This is a genomic window from Caldovatus aquaticus, from assembly GCF_019458025.1.
In the GTDB taxonomy this organism is placed as follows: Bacteria; Pseudomonadota; Alphaproteobacteria; order Acetobacterales; family Acetobacteraceae; genus Caldovatus; species Caldovatus aquaticus.
In genome coordinates this window covers 62,125-80,147 of sequence record NZ_JAHZUY010000014.1, presented here as the reverse complement: position 1 = coordinate 80,147, position 18,023 = coordinate 62,125, and the positions used below count along the sequence as shown (strand labels likewise).

Genomic DNA, 18,023 nt, shown 5'->3' with positions numbered 1-18,023 from the left:
CGAAGCGGGCGAACAGCCGGGCCAGCGCGCCCGCGCGCGTCAGCCGCCCGCGGCAGGGCCAGACCGCCTTGGCATCGGGCACCGCCTCGTGCAGCGCCAGGCCCGCGAAGCGCATGAACGACAGCCGGTCGCGCAGCTGGTACTCGGTCTGCTCGTCCGAAAGCGTGCCGAGCGCCTGCAGCACCAGCACGCGGACCATCGGCGCCGCGTCGTAGGGCAGCCGCCCGCCGCGGCTGCGGTCCGCCCGCGGCAGCGCCGCCTCGAGCTCCGCACGGAACGCCTCGAAATCCACCACGGCGCGCAGCCGTTCCAGCAAGCCGCCCGAGGCCGAGAGCCAGCGCAGACGCTCCTCCGCGTCGAACAAACGCGCCTGCCCCGCCATGCCGCGCCCCCGCCATCACCAGTCGAAGCGAATCAGATCACACCGCGTCGCAGCCAGGGGGTTTTCGAGGCGTCCGGGTGGCCGGGGTCCACATCGCGTCGTTCGGCCAAGGTGTCGCAACCCGTTCGAATCACGGCGCGGGCCGGCCATCCAGCCCCACAGGCTCATATCGAAGGCGTTTCGAGACAGACTCTAAGAACACCGCTCTAGGCATTTCGCAGGGGTCTCCAAGGAAGCCGCCGGCGCCGCCCTGCGGGAGCGCGCGGCGCGCGGCACCTGGCGGGGGTTCCTGGTCCGCATGCTGCGGGCGATCGAGAGCCGCCGCCAGCTCGCCGCGATGGACGACCGCATGCTGTCCGACATCGGCCTCAGCCGCGCCGATGCCCTGCACGAGGCGGACCGCCGCTCCTGGGACCTCGCGCCGCGGCGGCGCGACCGGGACGGCCGGGCCTGAGCGGACGCGGCGGCGGTTCCTTCATTCCTCGTCCAGCACGGCGCGGCCAAGCGGCGAGTGGGCGCCGAGGCCGCGGCGCAGCAGGGCCTGCCAGCCCTCCTCGGCACCGTCCACGATCTCGAACAGGCCGAGGTCGGCGCGGTCCACCATGCCGTGCTCGACCAGCACCTCCCAGCCGACCGCGCGCCGCCAGTACTCCGCGCCGAACAGGACGATCGGCAACGGCGGCGCCTTGCGCGTCTGCACGAGCGTGAGCAGCTCGAACAGCTCGTCGAAGGTGCCGAAGCCGCCGGGGAAGATCGCCAGCGCATTGGCGCGCATCGCGAGATGCATCTTGCGCATGGCGAAGTAGTGGAAGCGGAAGGTCAGCTCGGGCGTGGTGTAGGCGTTCGGCTCCTGCTCGGCCGGCAGGGTGATGTTGAAGCCGATCGAGGGGGCGCCGACGTCGGCGGCGCCGCGGTTCGCCGCCTCCATGATCCCCGGGCCGCCGCCGGTGGCGATCACGTTGTCGCGCAGCCGCCCGTTGGGCGAGAGGGCGCCGCCGCGCAGCGAGACGATGCGCGCGAACTCCCGCGCCATCGCGTAGTAGCGCGCGAGAGCGGCGCGGCGGCGCGCCCGCTCGCGCGCCTCGCCCGCCGGCGCGGCGGCGATGGCGGCCTCGGCCTGCTCGGGCGAGGGGATGCGGGCGGAGCCGAAGACGACGATGGTCGAGCGCACGCCCCAGTCGCGCAGGATCAGGTCGGGCTTGGCGTATTCGAGGGCGAAGCGGAGCGGCCGCAACTCCTCGCGCAGCAGGAACGCGGTGTCCTCCACCGCCAGGCGATAGGAGGGGGAATTGCGCTGGGCGCTGTTGTCGGCGGGGTCGAGCGGCACGGGCGGGAAGCGGCTCCTGCGGGCGCGGCGGCGCCGGGTCGGAAACGGCCGGGCCGGCCGGCCCGGTGCAAGGGGCGCCATCCTGCGGCGCCGGGCGCGCCGCCACAACCCGCGCGGCGGGGGCCGGGGCGGCGGCCTTCCGGCGGCGGGCGCCCCGGCCGGCTTCCTCCGGCCGCGCGGGACGCCGGTCCCGGGGAGCGACGACCCTCCGGGGTGGCGGCCGCGCGGCCGGCACGCCATCGCTTCCGCGCGCGCGGCCGCCGGGGCGATCCGGCCGGCCAGCGCGGCCGCGTCCTCATCGCTTCCGCGCGCGCGCGGCCGCCGGGGCGAGCAGCGCCGCCAGCAGGCCGAGCAGGATCCGTCGCTTCCGCGCGCGCGGCCGCCGGGGATCGGGGAGCGTCGCCGCGGCGCGACCGGAGCGCGGCCGGGCGCGCGCCAAGCCCTTGCCGCCGCCGCGCCGCTGCGGCTTGATGGCGCCGGCCCCTGGCCGTGACCCCGCCGCGCCGGCCTGCCGCCGGCGCGCCCGCCACCCCCGAGCGCGTCCCGCCCTATCCCTCCGCCATGCGCGTCACCGTGCTCCAGATGAACCAGGGCAGCGACAAGGCCGCCAACATCGCCCAGGCGCGCCGCCTGGCGGAGGCCGCCATCGCCGCCGACCGTCCCGACCTGATCAGCCTGCCCGAAACCTGGACCAACTTGGGCGGCGACCGTGCGGCGCGCGAGGCCGCGGCCGAGCTCCTGCCCCCGCCGGGCTCCGGCGGCACGGGCGGGCCGGCCTACGAGTTCCTGCGCGCGATGGCGCGCGCCAACCGCATCTTCGTCCATGGCGGCTCGATCATCGAGGCGGGGGGCGAGGGCGGAAGGCTGCGCAACACCACCGTCGTGTTCGACCCGGAGGGACGGGAGGTGGCGCGCTACCGCAAGATCCACCTGTTCGACATCACCGCCCCGGACGGCACCGGCTACCGCGAGAGCGCGGCCTACGAGGGCGGGCGCGAGCTGGTGACGCTGGACGGGCCGGGCGGGGTGCGGCTCGGCCTCTCGATCTGCTACGACGTGCGCTTTCCCGAGCTCTACCTGGCGCTGCGCCGGGCCGGGGCGGAGCTGATCTTCGTCCCCTCCAACTTCACCCTCGCCACCGGGAAGGACCACTGGGAGGTGCTGCTGCGGGCGCGGGCCATCGAGACCCAGTGCTGGATCGCCGCCGCGGCGAGCTGGGGCGAGTATCTGGAACGCGGGCAGAGGCGGCAGGTCTACGGCCACTCCCTGGTCTGCGACCCCTGGGGGCATGTGGTGGCGAAGGCCTCCGACGGGGTGGGCTGGGCCACGGCGCGGGTGGACCGGGCGCTGACCGAGCGGGTGCGGCGCGACATGCGGGTGCTCGAGCACCGCAGGCTGGCGTGAGCGCGACCGCTGCCGCGCCGGACGCCGGCGCGCGCCCCTCGGCGGCGGATGCGCCGACGGTGGGAGCGCAGGCCTTCGCCGGGCGCATCGCCTTCCTCGCCGCCGCGACCGAGGTGGCGAGCGCGGCGCGCGAACGCCTCGTCGCCCGCTACGGCGACGTGCCGCCGGAGCAGGCGGCGGTGATCGTCGCGCTGGGCGGCGACGGCTTCATGCTGGAGACGCAGCACCGCTTCCTCGGCCGCAACATCCCGGTCTATGGGATGAATTGCGGCAGCGTCGGCTTCCTGATGAACGACTACCGCGAGGAGGGGCTGCTCGAGCGCCTCGCCGTGGCGCAGGCGGCGGTGCTGCATCCCCTGCGGATGATCGCGACGACGGCGGACGGGCGGGTGGAGGAGGCGCTCGCCATCAACGAGGTCTCGCTGCTGCGCGAGACGCGGCAGGCGGCTAAGATCCGCATCCTGGTGGACGGCAAGGAGCGGCTGCCGGAGCTGATCTGCGACGGCATCATCGTCGCCACGCCGGCCGGCAGCACGGCCTACAACCTCTCGGCGCACGGGCCGATCATCCCGCTCGGCGCCGAGCTGCTGGCGATGACGCCGATCAGCGCCTTCCGGCCGCGGCGCTGGCGCGGGGCGCTGCTGCCGAACAAGGCGGTGGTGGTGTTCGAGATCCTGGAGCCGGAGAAGCGCCCGGTCGCCGCCGTCGCCGACTACACCGAGGTGCGCGACGTGCAGCGGGTGGAGGTGCGCGAGGACCGCAGCATCTCGCTGACCATGCTGTTCGACCCGGACCACAACCTTTCCGAGCGGATCATCGCCGAACAGTTCACGGTCTAGGGGCGGAACGCGGACGCCGCCGAGCTCGGCAGCCGGGGAAATCCGCGCTGCCGGGCATCAGCCGGCGTGCTGGTAGAGCCAGTTCATGTGGGAGAGCGGTCGCACCTGGCGATAGCCGAGGGCGCGCAGCGCGGCGTCCCCCGTCTCCAGCTCGCCGAGCCCGGGCCTTAGCTCGATCCAGATCAGCGGACGATGGCGCGCCAGCGTCTCGCGGGCGCCTTCGAGCACCGCGAGGTGCGCGCCTTCCACGTCGATCTTGACGAAATCGAGGCGATCAAAGCCCTGCGCGTCAAGAGTGGTCACGGTGTAGTCGCCGGTGTCGGTCTCGGACGCGAGCAGGCGAGCCGCGCCCATGTTGTGCTGTGCAAAGCCGAGCAGGTCTGCGCGCCCTTGCTCCGCGCCAAGCGCGGCGTTGATGCAATTGACGTTGGATAGGTTGTTGAGAGCGACGTTGCGCCGGAGCAGTTCGAAGGTCACGCGCATCGGCTCGAAGGCGTGCACCATCCCGGCGCCGCAAACCATGGCGAAGAACAGGGTATGGTTGCCAATGTTGGCTCCAATGTCCGCCACGACTGCGCCGCGGCGGATCAGCCCGCGTACCTGGGCGAGCGCCGGCGCTTCGTAGAACGCATGCCGGACGAGGATGTTGCGTTGGATCGCGTCGACCGCAGCGAAAGGCAGATGCATCCGCACCCGCACATCGAACGCCGCAAATTCAATGATCCGGTCGGACCCGAGCGCCTGGAACAGCACCGCGGCATGCAGGTCGTTAAGTTTTGCAAGCAGCGGCTTCAGCGCTTCCGAGAAGCCGTCCCACCCGGGCGCTACCGTGGTCTTCCCTGCCTCGCTGCTGCTCTTGTCCACGCCGCCCATTCCCTGCGCGTGCTAGTTCGTGCCGAGGTACAGGATCGGCGAACGCAACCTGAAGGTCAATCGGCCTGGTCCCAGATCGCCAACTCCGCGAATGGGGGGCTACCCAGTCCCCAGCGGCCCCGTCGGACGGACACCATTCCTAAGTCAGGACACTGTCGGCGACCCCCGCGTGCCGGCGGCCGTCGCGCCAGATAGGGGGTTGGCATCCGCAGCCGCGGCGAACGGCCAGCGAGAGGCAACAACAGGCGCGGCGGGTTTTCGGCGGCCGCTACCGCACGCCATGGCTCATCCCGCCGCCGAGGCCGATGTAGGGGCCGGACTGCCCGCCGCCGCGCTCGCACGCAGCGAGGGCCGCGGCCGCCAGCGCGAGCGCGAGAAGCAGCGGCACGGCGCGAGGACGCGTCATGCCAGCGCGTCGTTGAGGTGGCAGGCGCTGCGGTGGCCGGGCGCGATCTCGCGCAGGCGCGGGCGCTCCACCCGGCAGCGCTCCGTCGCGTGCGGACAGCGCGGGTGGAAGTGGCAGCCCGGAGGCGGGTGCAGCGGCGAGGGGATCTCCCCCTGCACCGCGGAGAAGGCGCGCTTGCGCGCCTCGATGCGCGGCACGGCGGCGAGCAGCGAGCGCGTGTAGGGGTGGTTCGGGCGGCGGAACACCTCCTCCGCCGGCGCCTCCTCGAGCACGCGCCCGAGATACATGATCACGACGCGGTCGGAGAGGTGCTCGACCACGCCGAGGTCGTGGCTGATGAAGAGGTAGGTGAGGTCGAGCTCGCGGCGCAGCCGCATGAACAGGTTGAGGATCTGCGCCTGGATCGAGACGTCGAGCGCCGCCACCGCCTCGTCGCAGACCAGGAAGTCGGGCTTCACCGCCAGCGCGCGGGCGATTCCGATGCGCTGGCGCTGCCCGCCCGAGAACTGGTGCGGGTAGCGCCGTTTGAAGGCGGGGTCGAGGCCGGCGCGGCGGAGCTGCTCGTCCACGTAGGCGTCGAACTCGGCGCGCGTGACGATGCCGTGCACGAGCGGCGCCTCGCCGACGATGTCCGCGACCTTCATGCGCGGGTTGAGCGAGGCGTACGGGTCCTGGAAGATCATCTGCGTGCGCAGCTTGACCGCGCGCGCCTCGGCCGGCGGCAGGGTGGTGATGTCGCGCCCGTCGCGCAGGATGGTCCCGGCCGAGGGCGGCAGGATGCCCGCGACCATGCGCCCGAGGGTGGACTTGCCGCAGCCCGACTCGCCGACCAGGCCCACCACCTCGCCCCTGCGGATGGCGAGGTCGACGCCGTCCACCGCGTGCACCACCTCCTCGCGCACGGGCAGGCCGAGCCGCCGGGCAAGCTTGCCAGCGAGGTCGAGCCGCTTCTCGAACCGGCGGGAGACGCCGCGCAGCTCGACCATCGGCGGCGCCGCGGTCGCGGCGGGGCGCGCCGTGTCCAGGGCGGCGGCGCTCATGCCGCGGTCTCCGCGGCGGCCTCGAGGTGCGGGCGGAAGCAGCGCGCCTCGCGCCCGGGCAGGAGCTCGCGCATCGGCGGCTCGGCGCGGCAGGCCTCGTCGGCGCGCGGACAGCGGGCGCGGAAGGCGCAGCCGGGCGGCAGGTTGAGCAGCGAGGGCGTCATGCCCGGGATCTGGCGCAGCGGCTCGCCGCGCCGGTTGCGGCTCGGCACCGAGCCGATCAGGCCGACGGTGTAGGGGTGCAGCGGGCGGTCGAGCACCTCGGCGACCGGGCCGCGCTCGACGATGCGCCCGGCGTACATCACCGCGATCTCGTCGGCGAGGCCGGCGACGACGGAGAGGTCGTGGGTGATCCAGATCAGCGCGGTGCCGGTGGTCGCCGAGAGCTTCTGCACCTCGGCGAGGATCTGGCCCTGGATCGTCACGTCGAGCGCGGTGGTGGGCTCGTCGGCGATGATCAGGTCGGGACGATGCAGCAGCGCGATCGCGATCGCCACGCGCTGGCGCATGCCGCCGGAGAACTGGTGCGGATAGGCGTGCAGCCGCTCCTCCGGCGAGGGGATGCCGACCATGCCGAGCGCGTCGCGCGCGCGCTGCCGCGCCTCCTCGCGCGAGACCCTGGCGTGGGCGAGCACCGTCTCGATCATCTGGGTGTCGATGCGCAGGACCGGATTGAGCGTCATCATCGGGTCCTGGAAGATCATGGCGATGCGGTTGCCCCGGAGGTCGCGCATCTCCTCCTCCGAGAGCCTCGTCAGGTCGCGGCCCTGGAACAGGATCTCGCCGGAGACGACGCGGCCCGGCGGGTCCACCAGGCCGATGATCGAGAACCCCGTCACCGACTTGCCCGACCCCGACTCGCCCACGAGGCCGAGCACCTTGCCGCGCGGCACGGTGAAGGAGACGTCGTCCACCGCCTTCACCACGCCGGCGCGGGTGAAGAAGTGGGTGCGGAGGTTGCGCACCTCCAGCGTCGGGGAGGCGGCGCCGCTCACTTCCTGAGCCGCGGGTTCAGCACGTCGCGCAGCTGGTCGCCGACGAGGTTGATCGAGACGATGGTGATCAGCAGCGCGATCCCCGGATAGAAGCTGATCCAGTACTTGCCGGAGAGCATGTACTCGTAGCCGTTGGCGATGAGGAGGCCGAGCGAGGGCTCGGTGATGGGGACGCCGAGGCCGAGGAAGGAGAGCGTCGCCTCGAGCGCGATCGCGCGCGCGACCTGCATGGTGCCGACGACGATCAGCGGCGGCAGGCAATTGGGCAGCAGGTGGCGGAACAGGATGCGGTGCGTGGGCAGCGCGAGGCAGTGCGCCGCCTCGATGTACTCGCGCCGGCGCTCGACCAGGGCGGTGCCGCGCACGGTGCGCGCGTAGTAGGCCCACTCCACCAGCACCAGCGCGATCACGACGTTGAGGATGCCCTTGCCGAGGAAGGCGAGGATCATCAGCGCCGCGAGGATCGCGGGGAAGGAGAGCTGGAGGTCCACGAGGCGCATGATCAGGCTGTCGGTCCGCCCGCCCGCATAGGCCGCGAGCAGGCCGAGCGAGGCCCCCACCAGGCAGGCGATCAGCGCCGACCCCGCGCCGACCGAGAGCGAGATGCGGAGCCCGTACATGATGCCGGAGAGCATGTCCCGGCCCTGGTCGTCGGTGCCGAGCCAGTAGGTGAAGCCGGCGCCGCCCACCGTGCCGGGCTCCATCCGCCCGTCCAAGATGTCGAGCTGGGCGAGGTCGTAGGGGTTCTGCGGCGCGATCCAGGGGGCGAGGATCGCCGCCAGCGCGACCAGCGCGAACACCGCGAGGCCGAGCAGCGCGAGGCGCGATTCGGCGAACTCGCTGACGAAGCGGCGGAACGGGGTCTCCACCCGCTCCGGCGCCGCCGCGGCGGCGGGGACGGCGCCGCGACCGAGGGCGAGATCGCTCATGTCCCCTTGGCCTCCAGCCGCACGCGCGGATCCAGCACCGAGTAGGTGAGGTCCACGACCAGGTTGATGGTGATGAACATCAGCACGATGATCATCAGGTAGGCGACGATCACCGGCCGGTCGAGCACGTTGATCGAATCGATGATCAGCTTGCCCATCCCCGGCCAGGCGAAGACGCTCTCGGTCACCACGCTGAAGGCGATGGTGGAGCCGAGCTCGAGCCCCACCACCGTCACCACCGGGATCAGGATGTTCTTGAACACGTGCACGCCGACCACGCGCGCGGGGCGGAGGCCCTTGGCGCGGGCGAACTTCACGTAGTCCTGCAGGATGGTCTCGCGCACGCCCGCCCGCGTCAGGCGGATCACCAGGCTGATCTTGAACAGCGAGAGGTTGATCGCCGGCATCAGCATGTGGCGCATCCCCTCCCAGGTGAGGAAGCTCCACTGCAGGCCGAGCAGCTCCCGCGTCGGCCCGCGACCGGTGGAGGGCAGCCAGCCGAGCTGCACGGCGAACACCATGATCAGCATCAGCCCGACCCAGAAGGTCGGCAGCGAGAAGCCGAGGATCGAGCCGGCCATGATCGCGCGGCTGAGCGGCGAGTGCGGCCGCAGCCCGGCGTAGAGGCCGAGGGGAAGGCCGATGATCAGCGCCATGATGGTGGCGCCGAAGGCGAGCTCGAGCGTCGCCGGCATGCGCTGCAGGATCAGCCGGAGCGCCGGCTCGTTGAAGACGAAGCTGCGGCCGAGGTCGCCCTGCATCGCCCGGGCGAGGAAGACGAAGTACTGCTCCCACAGCGGCAGGTCGAGGCCGAGCGCGGCGATGGCGCGCTCGCGCTCGAGCTGGTCGGCGTCGGGGCTGATCAGGATCTCGACCGGATCGCCGATCGCATAGACGCCGACGAAGACGATCAGCGACATGGCGAACACGACGGCGACCGCCTGCAGCAGCCGCCGGAGCAGGTAGACGCTCATGCGCCCCGCCCCTCCCGGGCGCTAGCGGGCGGCGGCGTTGGCCGGCCGGACGTCCTGCGCCCGGGTCAGCTCGTCGTTGCGCGGGGTGTGGGCGAGGTGGCGGCGCATCGCCCAGATGTTGGTCTGGATGTGCAGCGGGATGATCGCCACGTCCTCGAACGCCTTGCGCTGCGCCTCCTGCAGGATGCGCTCGCGCTTCTCCTCGTCCATCTCGACCAGCGCCTGCTCGATCAGCGCGTCCACCTCCGGGTTGGAGTAGCGGCCGCGGTTGGAGGCGCCGAAGCCGCGCTCGCGGTTGTAGGTGGCGATGATGTTGCGCAGCGGGTGCGACCCCTCGGGGTTGGAGCCCCAGCCGATCAGGTGGGCGGAGAACTCCTGCCGCCCGGCGCGGGCGATGAAGGTGGTCCAGGTCTGCGCCTCGACCGCGGTGCGCACGCCGATGCGGGTCCACATCTGGCCGACCGCCTGGGCGATGCGCGCGTCGTTGATGTAGCGGTCGTTCGGGCTGTGCAGGGTGATGCGGAAGCCCTGCGGGTAGCCGGCCTCGGCGAGCAGGCGGCGCGCGCCCTCGGGGTCGAAGCGCGGCGGCGTCAGCTCGGGCACGTGGCTGAACACCCCCTGGGGCAGGAACTGGCCCGCCGGCGTCGCCGCGCCCTCCATCACCCGCTGCGTGATCGCCTGGCGGTCGATCGCCATCGAGAGCGCGCGGCGCACCCGCACGTCGCGCAGCGGGTTGCGGCCGAGCGGCCGCCCCTCGTGGTCGGTGACGAAGGGCGAGTTCTCGTTCGGCGCGCGCAGGTGGTCGAGGCCGAGGAAGATCAGCCTCAGGCCGGTGATCTCCGACAGCGTCACCCGCTGGTCGGCGCGCAGCTTGGCGAGGTCCGAGGTCGGCACCTGGTCGATGAACTCGACGTCGCCGGCGAGCAGCGCCGCGGTGCGCGCCGCGTCGTTGGTGATCATCCGGTAGGTCACGCGCTGGAAGGCCGGCTTCTCGCCCCAGTAGCCGTCGTTGCGCTCGAACTCGATGCGGTCGCCGCTGCGGTGCTGGACGACGCGCCAGGGCCCGGTGCCGACGGCGGCGCGGCCCGAGTTGTAGTCCTCGGTCGCCGCGCCCTCGTGCGTCTCGCGGTCGAGGATGCGGACGTTGGTGAGGTCCTGCGGCAGCAGGGGCGCGGGGGCGGCGGTGCGCAGCCGGATGGTGAGCGGGTCCACGATCTCCACCCCCCGGATCGGCCGCACATAGGCGGCGAAGGAGGAGGGGCTGTTGGGCACGTTGGGCACCCGCTGGAGAGTGAAGGCCACGTCCTCGGCGGTGAACGGGTTGCCGTTGTGGAAGCGGACGCCCGGGCGGAGCCGGAACTCCCACACCGTCGGCTCGACCGCGCGCCACTCCACGGCGAGGCCGGGGACCATGCGCGAGAGGTTGTCGGTGTTGATCAGGCGGTCGAAGATCATGTCCGCGACCGCGTTGTTGGGCGAGAGCTGGTGGTAGTGGGGGTCGAGCGAGGTGACCGGCGCGCCGACCGCCATGGTCAGCGTCTGCGCGCGGGCGGGCGCGGCGGCGCCCAGGACTGCCAGCGCCAGCGCGGCGGCACCGGCCGCGACGGACGCGTTCCTCCTCAGGGTTGCGGACATTCTTCTCGCCCTCGGGTCGCTCCCAGACACCGTCCTTGTAGCAGCCCGACCAGCCCCCCGCTAGGCTCGCGCGAGCGCGCGCCAGCCCGGGAGATGCCGATGCACCCTCCGCTCCGTCCCCCCGCCCCCCTGCCCGGCCCGCGCCGCCGCGCCGCCGCCCTTGCCCTTGCCGCCGCGCTCGCCGGGGCGCCGGCGGCGGCGCAGCAGGCGGCGCCGGGCGGCGCGGCGCTCGCCATCGGCATCGGCGGGGCGGTGACCTCGCTCGACCCGCATTTCTACAACGCGAGCCCCAACAACTCCCTCGCGATGCACCTCTTCGACCGCCTGGTGGAGCGCGACCCCCGGGCGCGCCCCTATCCCGGCCTCGCCGAGAGCTGGCGCGCGGTCGAGCCGACGGTGTGGGAGTTCCGCCTGCGCCCGGGCGTGACGTGGCACGACGGGCGCCCCTTCACCGCCGACGACGTCGCCTTCACCATCGCCCGCGCCCCGCACGTGCCGAACAGCCCCGGCGGCTTCGGCGGCATGGTGCGCGCCATCGCCCGGGTCGAGGTGGTGGAGCCGCTGCTGCTCCGCCTGCACACCGCGGCGCCGCATCCGCTGCTGCCGACCGAGCTCGCCTCGGTCGCCATCGTCTCGCGCCACGCCGGCGAGGGGGCGACCACCGAGGACTACAACGCGGGCCGCGCCGCCATCGGCACCGGGCCCTACCGGCTGGTCGCCCACCGCGCCGGCGACCGCACCGAGATGGCCCGCAACGACGCCTGGTGGGGCGGCGCGGAGCCGTGGGCGCGCGTCTCCTACCGCTTCATCGCCAACGACGGCGCCCGCACCGCGGCGCTGCTCGCCGGCGACGTGGACGTGATCGACCAGGTGCCCTCGACCGACCTCGCGCGCCTGCGGCGCGACCCGCGCGTCGCCCTGCACGAGATCCAGGGCCTGCGCATGATCCACCTCGCCTTCGACCATTCGCGCACCGAGAACCCGGTCTTCGTCGCGGACAACGAAGGCCGCCCGCTGGCGGCCAATCCCTACAAGGACGTGCGGGTGCGCCGCGCGCTCTCGCTGGCGATCGACCGCCGGGCGCTCGCCGAGCGGGTGATGGAGGGCACGGCGGACCCGACCGGCCAGTGGCTGCCGCCCGGCTCCTTCGGCCACGACCCGGAGGTCGGGGTGCCGCCCTACGACCCGGACGCGGCGCGGCGGCTGCTCGCCGAGGCCGGCTACCCCGACGGCTTCCGCCTCACCCTGCACACCCCGAACGATCGCTACCCGAACGACGCCAAGACCGCGCAGGCGATCGCGCAGATGTGGACCCGCATCGGCGTGCGCACCCAGGTCGAGGCGCTGCCCTGGGCCTCCTTTGCCGCCCGTTCGGCGCGGCAGGAGTTCGGCGTGCGCCTCACCGGCTGGGGCAGCGTCACCGGGGAGGCGAGCTACATGCTGGTCAACGTCTTCGGCACCTACGACCGCGCGCGGCGGCGCGGCGCGGCGAACTCCGCCCGCTACTCCAACCCGGCGCTGGATGCGCTGACCGAGCGCGCGGTCGCGACCCTCGACGAGGAGCGGCGCGAGCGGATGCTGCGCGAGGCGGTGCGGATGGTGAGCGAGGACGTCGCCATCGTCCCGCTCTACCAGCTCGTCAACATCTGGGCGACGCGGCGCGGCCTCACCTACGCCGCGCGGATGGACGAGCGCACGGTCGCGACCGCGGTGCGCCCCGCCCCCTGACCGCCCCCCCCGAGGGCCCGGCCGGCCTCTACGCGGCGCGGGCCCGCGCCTCGCGCCCGCGCGCGACGAACCGCTCGAGCCAGTGGATCGTGTAGTCGCCGGCCTGGAACTCCGGGTCGGCGACGATGCGCTGGTGCAGCGGCAGCGTCGTCCTGATGCCGCTCACCACCATCTCGGCGAGCGCGCGGCGCAGGCGCGCGATGGCCTCGGCGCGCGTCGGCGCGTGCACGATCAGCTTGGCCACCAGGTTGTCGTAGTAGGGCGGCACCGCGTAGCCGGAGTAGAGCGCGCTGTCCACGCGCACGCCCGGCCCGCCCGGGGCGTGGTACATCGTCACCCGCCCCGGCGAGGGCGCGAAGCTGTCCGGGTCCTCGGCGGTGATGCGGCACTCGATGGCGTGGCCCTGGAAGCGGATGTCGGACTGGCGGTAGCCGAGCCGCTCGCCGGCGGCGATGCGGATCTGCTCCTTCACCAGGTCCACGCCGCAGACCATCTCCGTCACCGGATGCTCGACCTGCAGGCGGGTGTTCATCTCGATGAAGGCGAACCGGCCGTCCTGCCACAGGAACTCCAGCGTGCCGGCGTTGCGGTAGCCGAGCTCGGCGAGCGCCCGCGTCACCTGCGCGCCGAGCGCGTCGCGCGCGGCCGCGGTCAGCGCCGGGGAGCCGGCCTCCTCGACCAGCTTCTGGTGGCGGCGCTGCAGCGAGCAGTCGCGCTCGCCGAAGTGGACGACGTTGCCGTGGGTGTCGGCCAGCACCTGCAGCTCGATGTGGCGCGGGCGGTCGAGGAACTTCTCGATGTAGACGGAATCGTCGCCGAAGGCGGCGCGCGCCTCGGCGCGGGCGACGCGGAACGCCTCCTCGAGCTCGGTCTCGCCGCGCGCGACCTTCATGCCGCGCCCGCCGCCGCCGGCGGCGGCCTTGATCAGCACCGGATAGCCGACCTCGCGGGCGACGGCGCGCGCCTCCTCGACGGTCGGCACCGCCCCCTCGCTGCCCGGCACCAGCGGCACGCCGAGCCGGCGCATCGCCTCCTTGGCGGCGATCTTGTCGCCCATCATGCGGATGTGCTCGGGCGCGGGGCCGATGAAGGCGAAGCCGTGCGCCTCCACCATCTCGGCGAAGCGGGCGTTCTCGGAAAGGAAGCCGTAGCCCGGATGGATCGCGTCCGCCCCGGTGATGGTGGCGGCGGAGAGGATGGCGGCGACGTTGAGGTAGGAGTCGCGCGGCGAGGGCGGACCGATGCACACGCTCTCGTCGGCGAGCCGCACGTGCATCGCCGTCGCGTCCGCCGTGGAGTGCACCGCAACGGTGCGGATGCCCATCTCCTGGCAGGCGCGGTGGATGCGCAGCGCGATCTCGCCGCGGTTGGCGATCAGGACCTTGCCGAACATCGTCGCCGCCGCCCCCGGCCGCTACTCGATCACCATGAGCGGCTCGCCGTACTCGACCGGCGCGCCGTTCTCGACCAGGATGCGGGTGACGGTGCCGGCCTTCGGCGCCTTGATCTGGTTGAAGGTCTTCATCGCCTCGATCAGCAGCAGGGTCTGGCCCTGCGCCACCTTGCTGCCGACCTGCACGAAGGGCGGCGCGCCGGGCTCGGGCGCCAGATAGGCGATGCCGACCATCGGGCTGGTCACGGTGCCGGCCGGCGGCGTCGCCTCCGCCGGTTCCGACGGCGCGGCGGCGGCCGCCTGCGGCGCGGTCGGCGCCGGCACCGCGACGGTCGCGGAGGCGGGGGCCGCGGCCGGCACCACCGTCACCTGGCGCACCACGCGGATGCGGCTGTCCTTCTCCACCAGCTCGATCTCGGTGAGGTCGGTGTCGCGCAGGATCCGCGCCAGCTCGCGGATCTGGGCGGGATCGAACCGGATGCCGTCGGTCATGCGTCCTCGTCCTGCGTGGGATCGTCCCCGGCGGCGGCCTCCAGGATCGCGGCCATCGCCCGCAGCGCGAGCGCGTAGCCGCCGATGCCGAGCCCGGCGATCACCCCCGTCGCGGCCCGGGAGACGTAGGAGTGATGCCGGAACGCCTCCCGCCGGTGGATGTTGGTGATGTGCACCTCGATCACCGGCAGGCCGACGGCGAGCAGCGCGTCCATCAGCGCGACCGAGGTGTGGGAGTAGCCGGCCGGGTTGATCACGATGCCCTCGGCGCGGCCGCGGCATTCCTGCACCCAGGTGATCAGCTCCCCCTCGCTGTTGGTCTGGCGGAAATCGATGGCAAGCCCGAGCTCCTCCGCCGCCTCGGCGCACAGCGCCTCGACGTCGTCGAGCGTGGCGGTGCCGTACTTCTCCGGCTCGCGCGTGCCGAGGAGGTTGAGGTTGGGGCCGTTCAGGACGGCGATGAGGGGTGGAGCCACGGCCGCGCCCGATTCGCTTCGCGATGCCGTGGGCCGCTAGCATGGGGCGGTCCGCGGCCGCAAGCGCGGCACCGATTCGCGGGCGCACCGTTCCCCCTGCCGCAAGGCGGGCGGGCGCCGGCCGCGCGGCCGGGGCGGGCGCCGGCGGGTTGTCGGCCCGGCCCGGCTTCGCCACATTCCCGGCCATGACGGCAACGATCGCGATCACGGTCAACGGCGAGAGGCGCGAGATTCCGGCCCCGGCGACGGTGGCGGACCTGCTCGCCCGCATCGGGCTCGACCCGCGCAAGGTGGCGGTCGAGCGCAACCTCGAGATCGTGCCGCGCTCCACCTATGCCACGACGGCGCTTGCCGCGGGCGACCGGCTGGAGATCGTGCACTTCATCGGCGGAGGCTGAGGAGAGCCATGGACGGCCTGCACACGGGCGCCGACGACACCTGGGAGGTCGCCGGCCGCCGCTTCCGCTCGCGCCTGATCGTCGGCACGGGCCGCTACAAGGACCTGGAGGAGACCGCGCGCGCCATCGAGGCGAGCGGGGCGGAGATCGTCACCGTCGCGGTGCGGCGGGTCAACCTCTCCGACCCCAAGGCGCCGATGCTGCAGGACTACGTGGACCCGAAGCGCTACACCTACCTGCCCAACACCGCCGGCTGCCACACCGCCGAGGAGGCGGTGCGCACGCTCCGCCTCGCCCGCGAGGCCGGCGGGTGGAACCTGGTGAAGCTCGAGGTGCTCGGCCCGCCGCCGCTGCTCTACCCGGACATGCGCGCCACCTTCGAGGCCGCCGAGGCGCTGCTCAAGGACGGCTTCCAGGTGATGGTCTACTGCAACGACGACCCGATCGCGGCGAAGCGGCTGGAGGAGATGGGCTGCTGCGCCGTCATGCCGCTCGGCGCGCCGATCGGTTCCGGCCTCGGCATCCAGAACCCGGTGATGATCCGCGCCATCGTCGAGCAGGCGAAGGTGCCGGTGCTGGTGGACGCCGGCGTCGGCACCGCGAGCGACGCCACGGTGGCGATGGAGCTCGGCTGCGACGCGGTGCTGATGAACAGCGCCATCGCCCACGCCAGGGACCCGGTGCGCATGGCGCGGGCGATGAAGGCGGCGGTCGAGGCGGGGCGGCTGGCCTACCTCGCCGGGCGGATGCCGAAGAAGTACGCCGCCGATCCGTCGAGCCCGCTGACCGAGGGGCTGATCCGCTAGCGCGGGCCGCCCGGCGGCGCCGGCAGCCCCCCGCCGGCGGCCGTCCCGCGCCTGAAGGCGGGGCGGGCCCGGCGGGAGCGCGGCGGGAAAGGCCCCGGGGGACGGCCGGACGGACGGCGCCGCCTCGCGGCGACCGGCGCGACCGGCGCTCGCCCTGCCCGGAATGCCGACGGCTCCCCCGCCGGCCCGGAGGACCACCGGCCGCTTCCCGGCGGGCCTGCGGCGGCACGGCGCCTCTGCCGACGCCGCGGTGCGGGACGGCGCGCCGCCACCGCAGGCGCCCGGGCCTTCGCCGGCACCGGCGCCCTCCCTCCGCGGGGCGCCGATTCGCCCCCCGGAGCGGGGCGGGCACCGGCCGGGATCGCGCCCCCGCCGCCAGAGGACTTCCGCCGCCGCAGCATTCCACCCGCGAGGCTTCCCGCCACAGGGCCGAGTCGCGGGGCGGTTTTCCGGAACGACAACCCCTCCATGCGAAAAGGACCGGGCGGAGGGGGTGATTTTTCGCTTTGCAGCGGGGGCCGCCGCGCCTATATGGCGCGCCAGACGCAGTACGCACGTGCCTCTGGCCCCAGGCCACGGACCCGCCGCACGAACAGGGTCCGCCCCGGCGCAAGGTTTACGCAACGACGTCAAGCGTTCTGGCAACCCCCGCGGTGCGCGCCGCGGGACACTCTTGGTCGCTGGTTCGTTCGACCGTTTCGTCAACTGACGGGCCGCCGCCGCGACGGGCGGCCCGGCTGCCTAGGGGAGGGTGGTGCGATGACCCCCAAGATCGCACGCTTCCTGCGCGAGTCCGCGCCCGCCACGCCCTGCCTGGTGCTGGACGTGGACCGGGTGGAGGAGAATTACCGCCGGCTGCAGGCGGCGCTGCCGCTCGCCCGCATCTACTACGCCGTGAAGGCCAACCCCGCCGCGCCGATCCTGGAGCGGCTGGTCCGGCTCGGCTCGTTCTTCGACGCCGCGAGCTTCGAGGAGGTCGAGGCCTGCCTCGCCGCCGGCGCGTGCGGCGCGGCCGTCTCCTACGGCAACACCGTGAAGAAGGAGCGCGACATCCGCGCCGCCTTCGAGCGCGGCGTGCGCCTGTTCGCCTTCGATTCGGAGGAGGAGCTGGCGAAGCTCGCCCGCGCCGCGCCGGGCGCGCAGGTCTATTGCCGCATCCTGGTCGGCAACGAGGGCGCCGAGTGGCCGCTCAGCCGCAAGTTCGGCTGCGAGGCCGGGATGGCGCGCGAGCTGATGCTCGCCGCGGGGGAGATGGGCCTCGATCCCGTCGGCCTCAGCTTCCACGTCGGCTCGCAGCAGACGACGACCGCGGCCTACGAGGCGGCGATCGCCAGGGTGGCGATGCTGTTCACCGACCTGCGCGAGGCGGGGGTGAAGGTCAGGCTCGTCAACCTCGGCGGCGGCTTCCCGGTGCGCTACCGCGAGGCGGTGCCGGAGATCGAGGATTTCGGCACCGCCATCATGGGCGCGCTGGTCGAGCACTTCGGCAACGCCCTGCCGGAGATCATCGTCGAGCCGGGCCGCTTCATCGTCGGCGACGCGGGCGTGGTGCAGTCCGAGGTGGTGCTGGTCAGCCGCAAGGCCAAGGACGACCCGGTGCGCTGGGTCTATCTCGACATCGGCCGCTTCGGCGGCCTGGCCGAGACCGAGGGCGAGGCGATCAGGTACGCCATCCGCACCCCGCACGACGGCACGGCGGAGGGCCCGGTGACGGTGGCGGGGCCGAGCTGCGACAGCGTGGACACGCTGTACGAGAAGTCGAACTACCGCCTGCCGCTCAAGCTGGCGGCGGGGGACAAGGTGGAGCTCCTGGCCACCGGGGCGTATGTGACGACCTACGCGAGCCAGGGCTTCAACGGCTTCAAGCCGCTCGCCGAGCACTACCTCTGAGCCCCGGCGCGGAACGCCCGCCGTTCCGCGCCGGCC

General features: G+C 73.3%; 19 protein-coding genes. 7 read left to right on the top strand and 12 right to left on the bottom strand.

Annotated elements, in window-relative coordinates; all coding sequences use genetic code 11:
* A partial coding sequence (locus K1J50_RS08005) for a transposase (RefSeq protein WP_220117181.1) occupies window positions 1-382 on the bottom strand: 382 nt, incomplete at its 3' end.
* Between the two features lie 298 nt (window positions 383-680).
* Here K1J50_RS08005 and K1J50_RS08000 point away from each other — a divergent pair.
* A complete protein-coding gene (locus K1J50_RS08000) occupies window positions 681-836 on the top strand; it encodes a DUF1127 domain-containing protein (protein ID WP_255575049.1) in 156 nt (51 codons plus the stop codon).
* A gap of 21 nt (window positions 837-857) precedes the next feature.
* On the opposite strand, the gene K1J50_RS07995 is transcribed toward K1J50_RS08000, so the two are convergent.
* Window positions 858-1,709, bottom strand: coding sequence for an LOG family protein (locus tag K1J50_RS07995; protein ID WP_369413549.1), 852 nt, complete (start codon window positions 1,707-1,709; stop codon window positions 858-860).
* 561 nt (window positions 1,710-2,270) lie between these two features.
* Here K1J50_RS07995 and K1J50_RS07990 point away from each other — a divergent pair.
* Entirely contained in the window at window positions 2,271-3,113 is an 843-nt protein-coding gene (locus K1J50_RS07990) for a carbon-nitrogen hydrolase family protein (RefSeq protein ID WP_220117189.1), read from the top strand.
* 59 nt (window positions 3,114-3,172) lie between these two features.
* A complete protein-coding gene (locus K1J50_RS07985; RefSeq protein WP_220117188.1) occupies window positions 3,173-3,952 on the top strand; it encodes an NAD kinase in 780 nt (259 codons plus the stop codon).
* A 57-nt stretch (window positions 3,953-4,009) separates the two neighbouring features.
* On the opposite strand, the gene K1J50_RS07980 is transcribed toward K1J50_RS07985, so the two are convergent.
* The 7 genes from K1J50_RS07980 to K1J50_RS07950 form a co-directional block, all read right to left on the bottom strand.
* Window positions 4,010-4,816, bottom strand: a complete 807-nt coding sequence (locus tag K1J50_RS07980; protein WP_220117179.1) for an FkbM family methyltransferase — start codon at window positions 4,814-4,816, stop codon at window positions 4,010-4,012.
* A gap of 277 nt (window positions 4,817-5,093) precedes the next feature.
* Window positions 5,094-5,231, bottom strand: coding sequence for a hypothetical protein (locus K1J50_RS07975; protein ID WP_220117178.1), 138 nt, complete (start codon window positions 5,229-5,231; stop codon window positions 5,094-5,096).
* Window positions 5,228-6,271: an ABC transporter ATP-binding protein gene (locus K1J50_RS07970; protein WP_220117177.1), complete on the bottom strand. Its 1,044-nt coding sequence runs from the start codon at window positions 6,269-6,271 to the stop codon at window positions 5,228-5,230. Before K1J50_RS07970 ends, K1J50_RS07975 begins: the two co-directional genes overlap by 4 nt.
* Window positions 6,268-7,266 carry an ABC transporter ATP-binding protein gene (locus tag K1J50_RS07965; protein WP_220117176.1) on the bottom strand — a complete coding sequence of 333 codons (999 nt, stop codon included), beginning with the start codon at window positions 7,264-7,266 and terminating at the stop codon, window positions 6,268-6,270. Before K1J50_RS07965 ends, K1J50_RS07970 begins: the two co-directional genes overlap by 4 nt.
* The gene (locus K1J50_RS07960; protein ID WP_220117175.1) at window positions 7,263-8,195 is read right to left on the bottom strand and encodes an ABC transporter permease; all 933 of its coding nucleotides are present in this window, start codon (window positions 8,193-8,195) and stop codon (window positions 7,263-7,265) included. Before K1J50_RS07960 ends, K1J50_RS07965 begins: the two co-directional genes overlap by 4 nt.
* Entirely contained in the window at window positions 8,192-9,169 is a 978-nt protein-coding gene (locus K1J50_RS07955) for an ABC transporter permease (RefSeq protein WP_220117174.1), read from the bottom strand. Before K1J50_RS07955 ends, K1J50_RS07960 begins: the two co-directional genes overlap by 4 nt.
* 21 nt (window positions 9,170-9,190) lie before the next feature.
* Window positions 9,191-10,804 (bottom strand): ABC transporter substrate-binding protein, encoded by a 1,614-nt coding sequence (locus K1J50_RS07950; protein WP_220117173.1) that lies wholly within the window; start codon window positions 10,802-10,804, stop codon window positions 9,191-9,193.
* A gap of 99 nt (window positions 10,805-10,903) precedes the next feature.
* Here K1J50_RS07950 and K1J50_RS07945 point away from each other — a divergent pair, with 99 nt between their 5' ends.
* Entirely contained in the window at window positions 10,904-12,532 is a 1,629-nt protein-coding gene (locus tag K1J50_RS07945) for an ABC transporter substrate-binding protein (protein WP_220117172.1), read from the top strand.
* A gap of 28 nt (window positions 12,533-12,560) precedes the next feature.
* Here the strand turns inward: K1J50_RS07945 and accC are convergent, their stop codons facing one another.
* From accC to aroQ, 3 genes are read right to left on the bottom strand one after another with little or no spacing between them, the layout of a single operon-like run.
* On the bottom strand, window positions 12,561-13,925 hold the full coding sequence (gene accC / locus K1J50_RS07940) for an acetyl-CoA carboxylase biotin carboxylase subunit (RefSeq protein ID WP_220117171.1): 1,365 nt from the start codon (window positions 13,923-13,925) through the stop codon (window positions 12,561-12,563).
* 21 nt (window positions 13,926-13,946) lie between these two features.
* On the bottom strand, window positions 13,947-14,417 hold the full coding sequence (accB, locus tag K1J50_RS07935; RefSeq protein ID WP_220117170.1) for an acetyl-CoA carboxylase biotin carboxyl carrier protein: 471 nt from the start codon (window positions 14,415-14,417) through the stop codon (window positions 13,947-13,949).
* A complete protein-coding gene (aroQ, locus tag K1J50_RS07930; protein ID WP_220117169.1) occupies window positions 14,414-14,893 on the bottom strand; it encodes a type II 3-dehydroquinate dehydratase in 480 nt (159 codons plus the stop codon). Before aroQ ends, accB begins: the two co-directional genes overlap by 4 nt.
* A 185-nt stretch (window positions 14,894-15,078) precedes the next feature.
* On the opposite strand from aroQ, the gene thiS reads away from it, so the two are divergent.
* The 3 genes from thiS (at window position 15,079) to K1J50_RS07915 (ending at window position 17,987) form a co-directional block, all read left to right on the top strand.
* The gene (gene thiS, locus K1J50_RS19715) at window positions 15,079-15,291 is read left to right on the top strand and encodes a sulfur carrier protein ThiS (RefSeq protein ID WP_220117168.1); all 213 of its coding nucleotides are present in this window, start codon (window positions 15,079-15,081) and stop codon (window positions 15,289-15,291) included.
* Window positions 15,292-15,299: 8 nt separating this feature from the next.
* Window positions 15,300-16,097, top strand: coding sequence for a thiazole synthase (locus K1J50_RS07920; protein ID WP_220117167.1), 798 nt, complete (start codon window positions 15,300-15,302; stop codon window positions 16,095-16,097).
* Between the two features lie 759 nt (window positions 16,098-16,856).
* Window positions 16,857-17,987, top strand: a complete 1,131-nt coding sequence (locus K1J50_RS07915; RefSeq protein WP_220117166.1) for a type III PLP-dependent enzyme — start codon at window positions 16,857-16,859, stop codon at window positions 17,985-17,987.
* The last annotated feature ends 36 nt before the right edge of the window (window positions 17,988-18,023 follow it).

What these genes read in the sequence shown, in the direction of transcription:
- K1J50_RS07915 (WP_220117166.1), top strand. Translation starts at nt 16,857, where the DNA reads ATGACCCCCAAGATCGCACGCTTCCTGCGCGAGTCCGCGCCCGCCACG.
- accB (WP_220117170.1), bottom strand. Translation starts at nt 14,417, where the DNA reads ATGACCGACGGCATCCGGTTCGATCCCGCCCAGATCCGCGAGCTGGCG.
- K1J50_RS07920 (WP_220117167.1), top strand. Translation starts at nt 15,300, where the DNA reads ATGGACGGCCTGCACACGGGCGCCGACGACACCTGGGAGGTCGCCGGC.
- K1J50_RS07960 (WP_220117175.1), bottom strand. Translation starts at nt 8,195, where the DNA reads ATGAGCGATCTCGCCCTCGGTCGCGGCGCCGTCCCCGCCGCCGCGGCG.
- accC (WP_220117171.1), bottom strand. Translation starts at nt 13,925, where the DNA reads ATGTTCGGCAAGGTCCTGATCGCCAACCGCGGCGAGATCGCGCTGCGC.
- K1J50_RS07990 (WP_220117189.1), top strand. Translation starts at nt 2,271, where the DNA reads ATGCGCGTCACCGTGCTCCAGATGAACCAGGGCAGCGACAAGGCCGCC.
- K1J50_RS07970 (WP_220117177.1), bottom strand. Translation starts at nt 6,271, where the DNA reads ATGAGCGCCGCCGCCCTGGACACGGCGCGCCCCGCCGCGACCGCGGCG.
- K1J50_RS07975 (WP_220117178.1), bottom strand. Translation starts at nt 5,231, where the DNA reads ATGACGCGTCCTCGCGCCGTGCCGCTGCTTCTCGCGCTCGCGCTGGCG.
- K1J50_RS07955 (WP_220117174.1), bottom strand. Translation starts at nt 9,169, where the DNA reads ATGAGCGTCTACCTGCTCCGGCGGCTGCTGCAGGCGGTCGCCGTCGTG.
- thiS (WP_220117168.1), top strand. Translation starts at nt 15,079, where the DNA reads ATGACGGCAACGATCGCGATCACGGTCAACGGCGAGAGGCGCGAGATT.
- K1J50_RS07950 (WP_220117173.1), bottom strand. Translation starts at nt 10,804, where the DNA reads ATGTCCGCAACCCTGAGGAGGAACGCGTCCGTCGCGGCCGGTGCCGCC.
- K1J50_RS07945 (WP_220117172.1), top strand. Translation starts at nt 10,904, where the DNA reads ATGCACCCTCCGCTCCGTCCCCCCGCCCCCCTGCCCGGCCCGCGCCGC.
- K1J50_RS08000 (WP_255575049.1), top strand. Translation starts at nt 681, where the DNA reads ATGCTGCGGGCGATCGAGAGCCGCCGCCAGCTCGCCGCGATGGACGAC.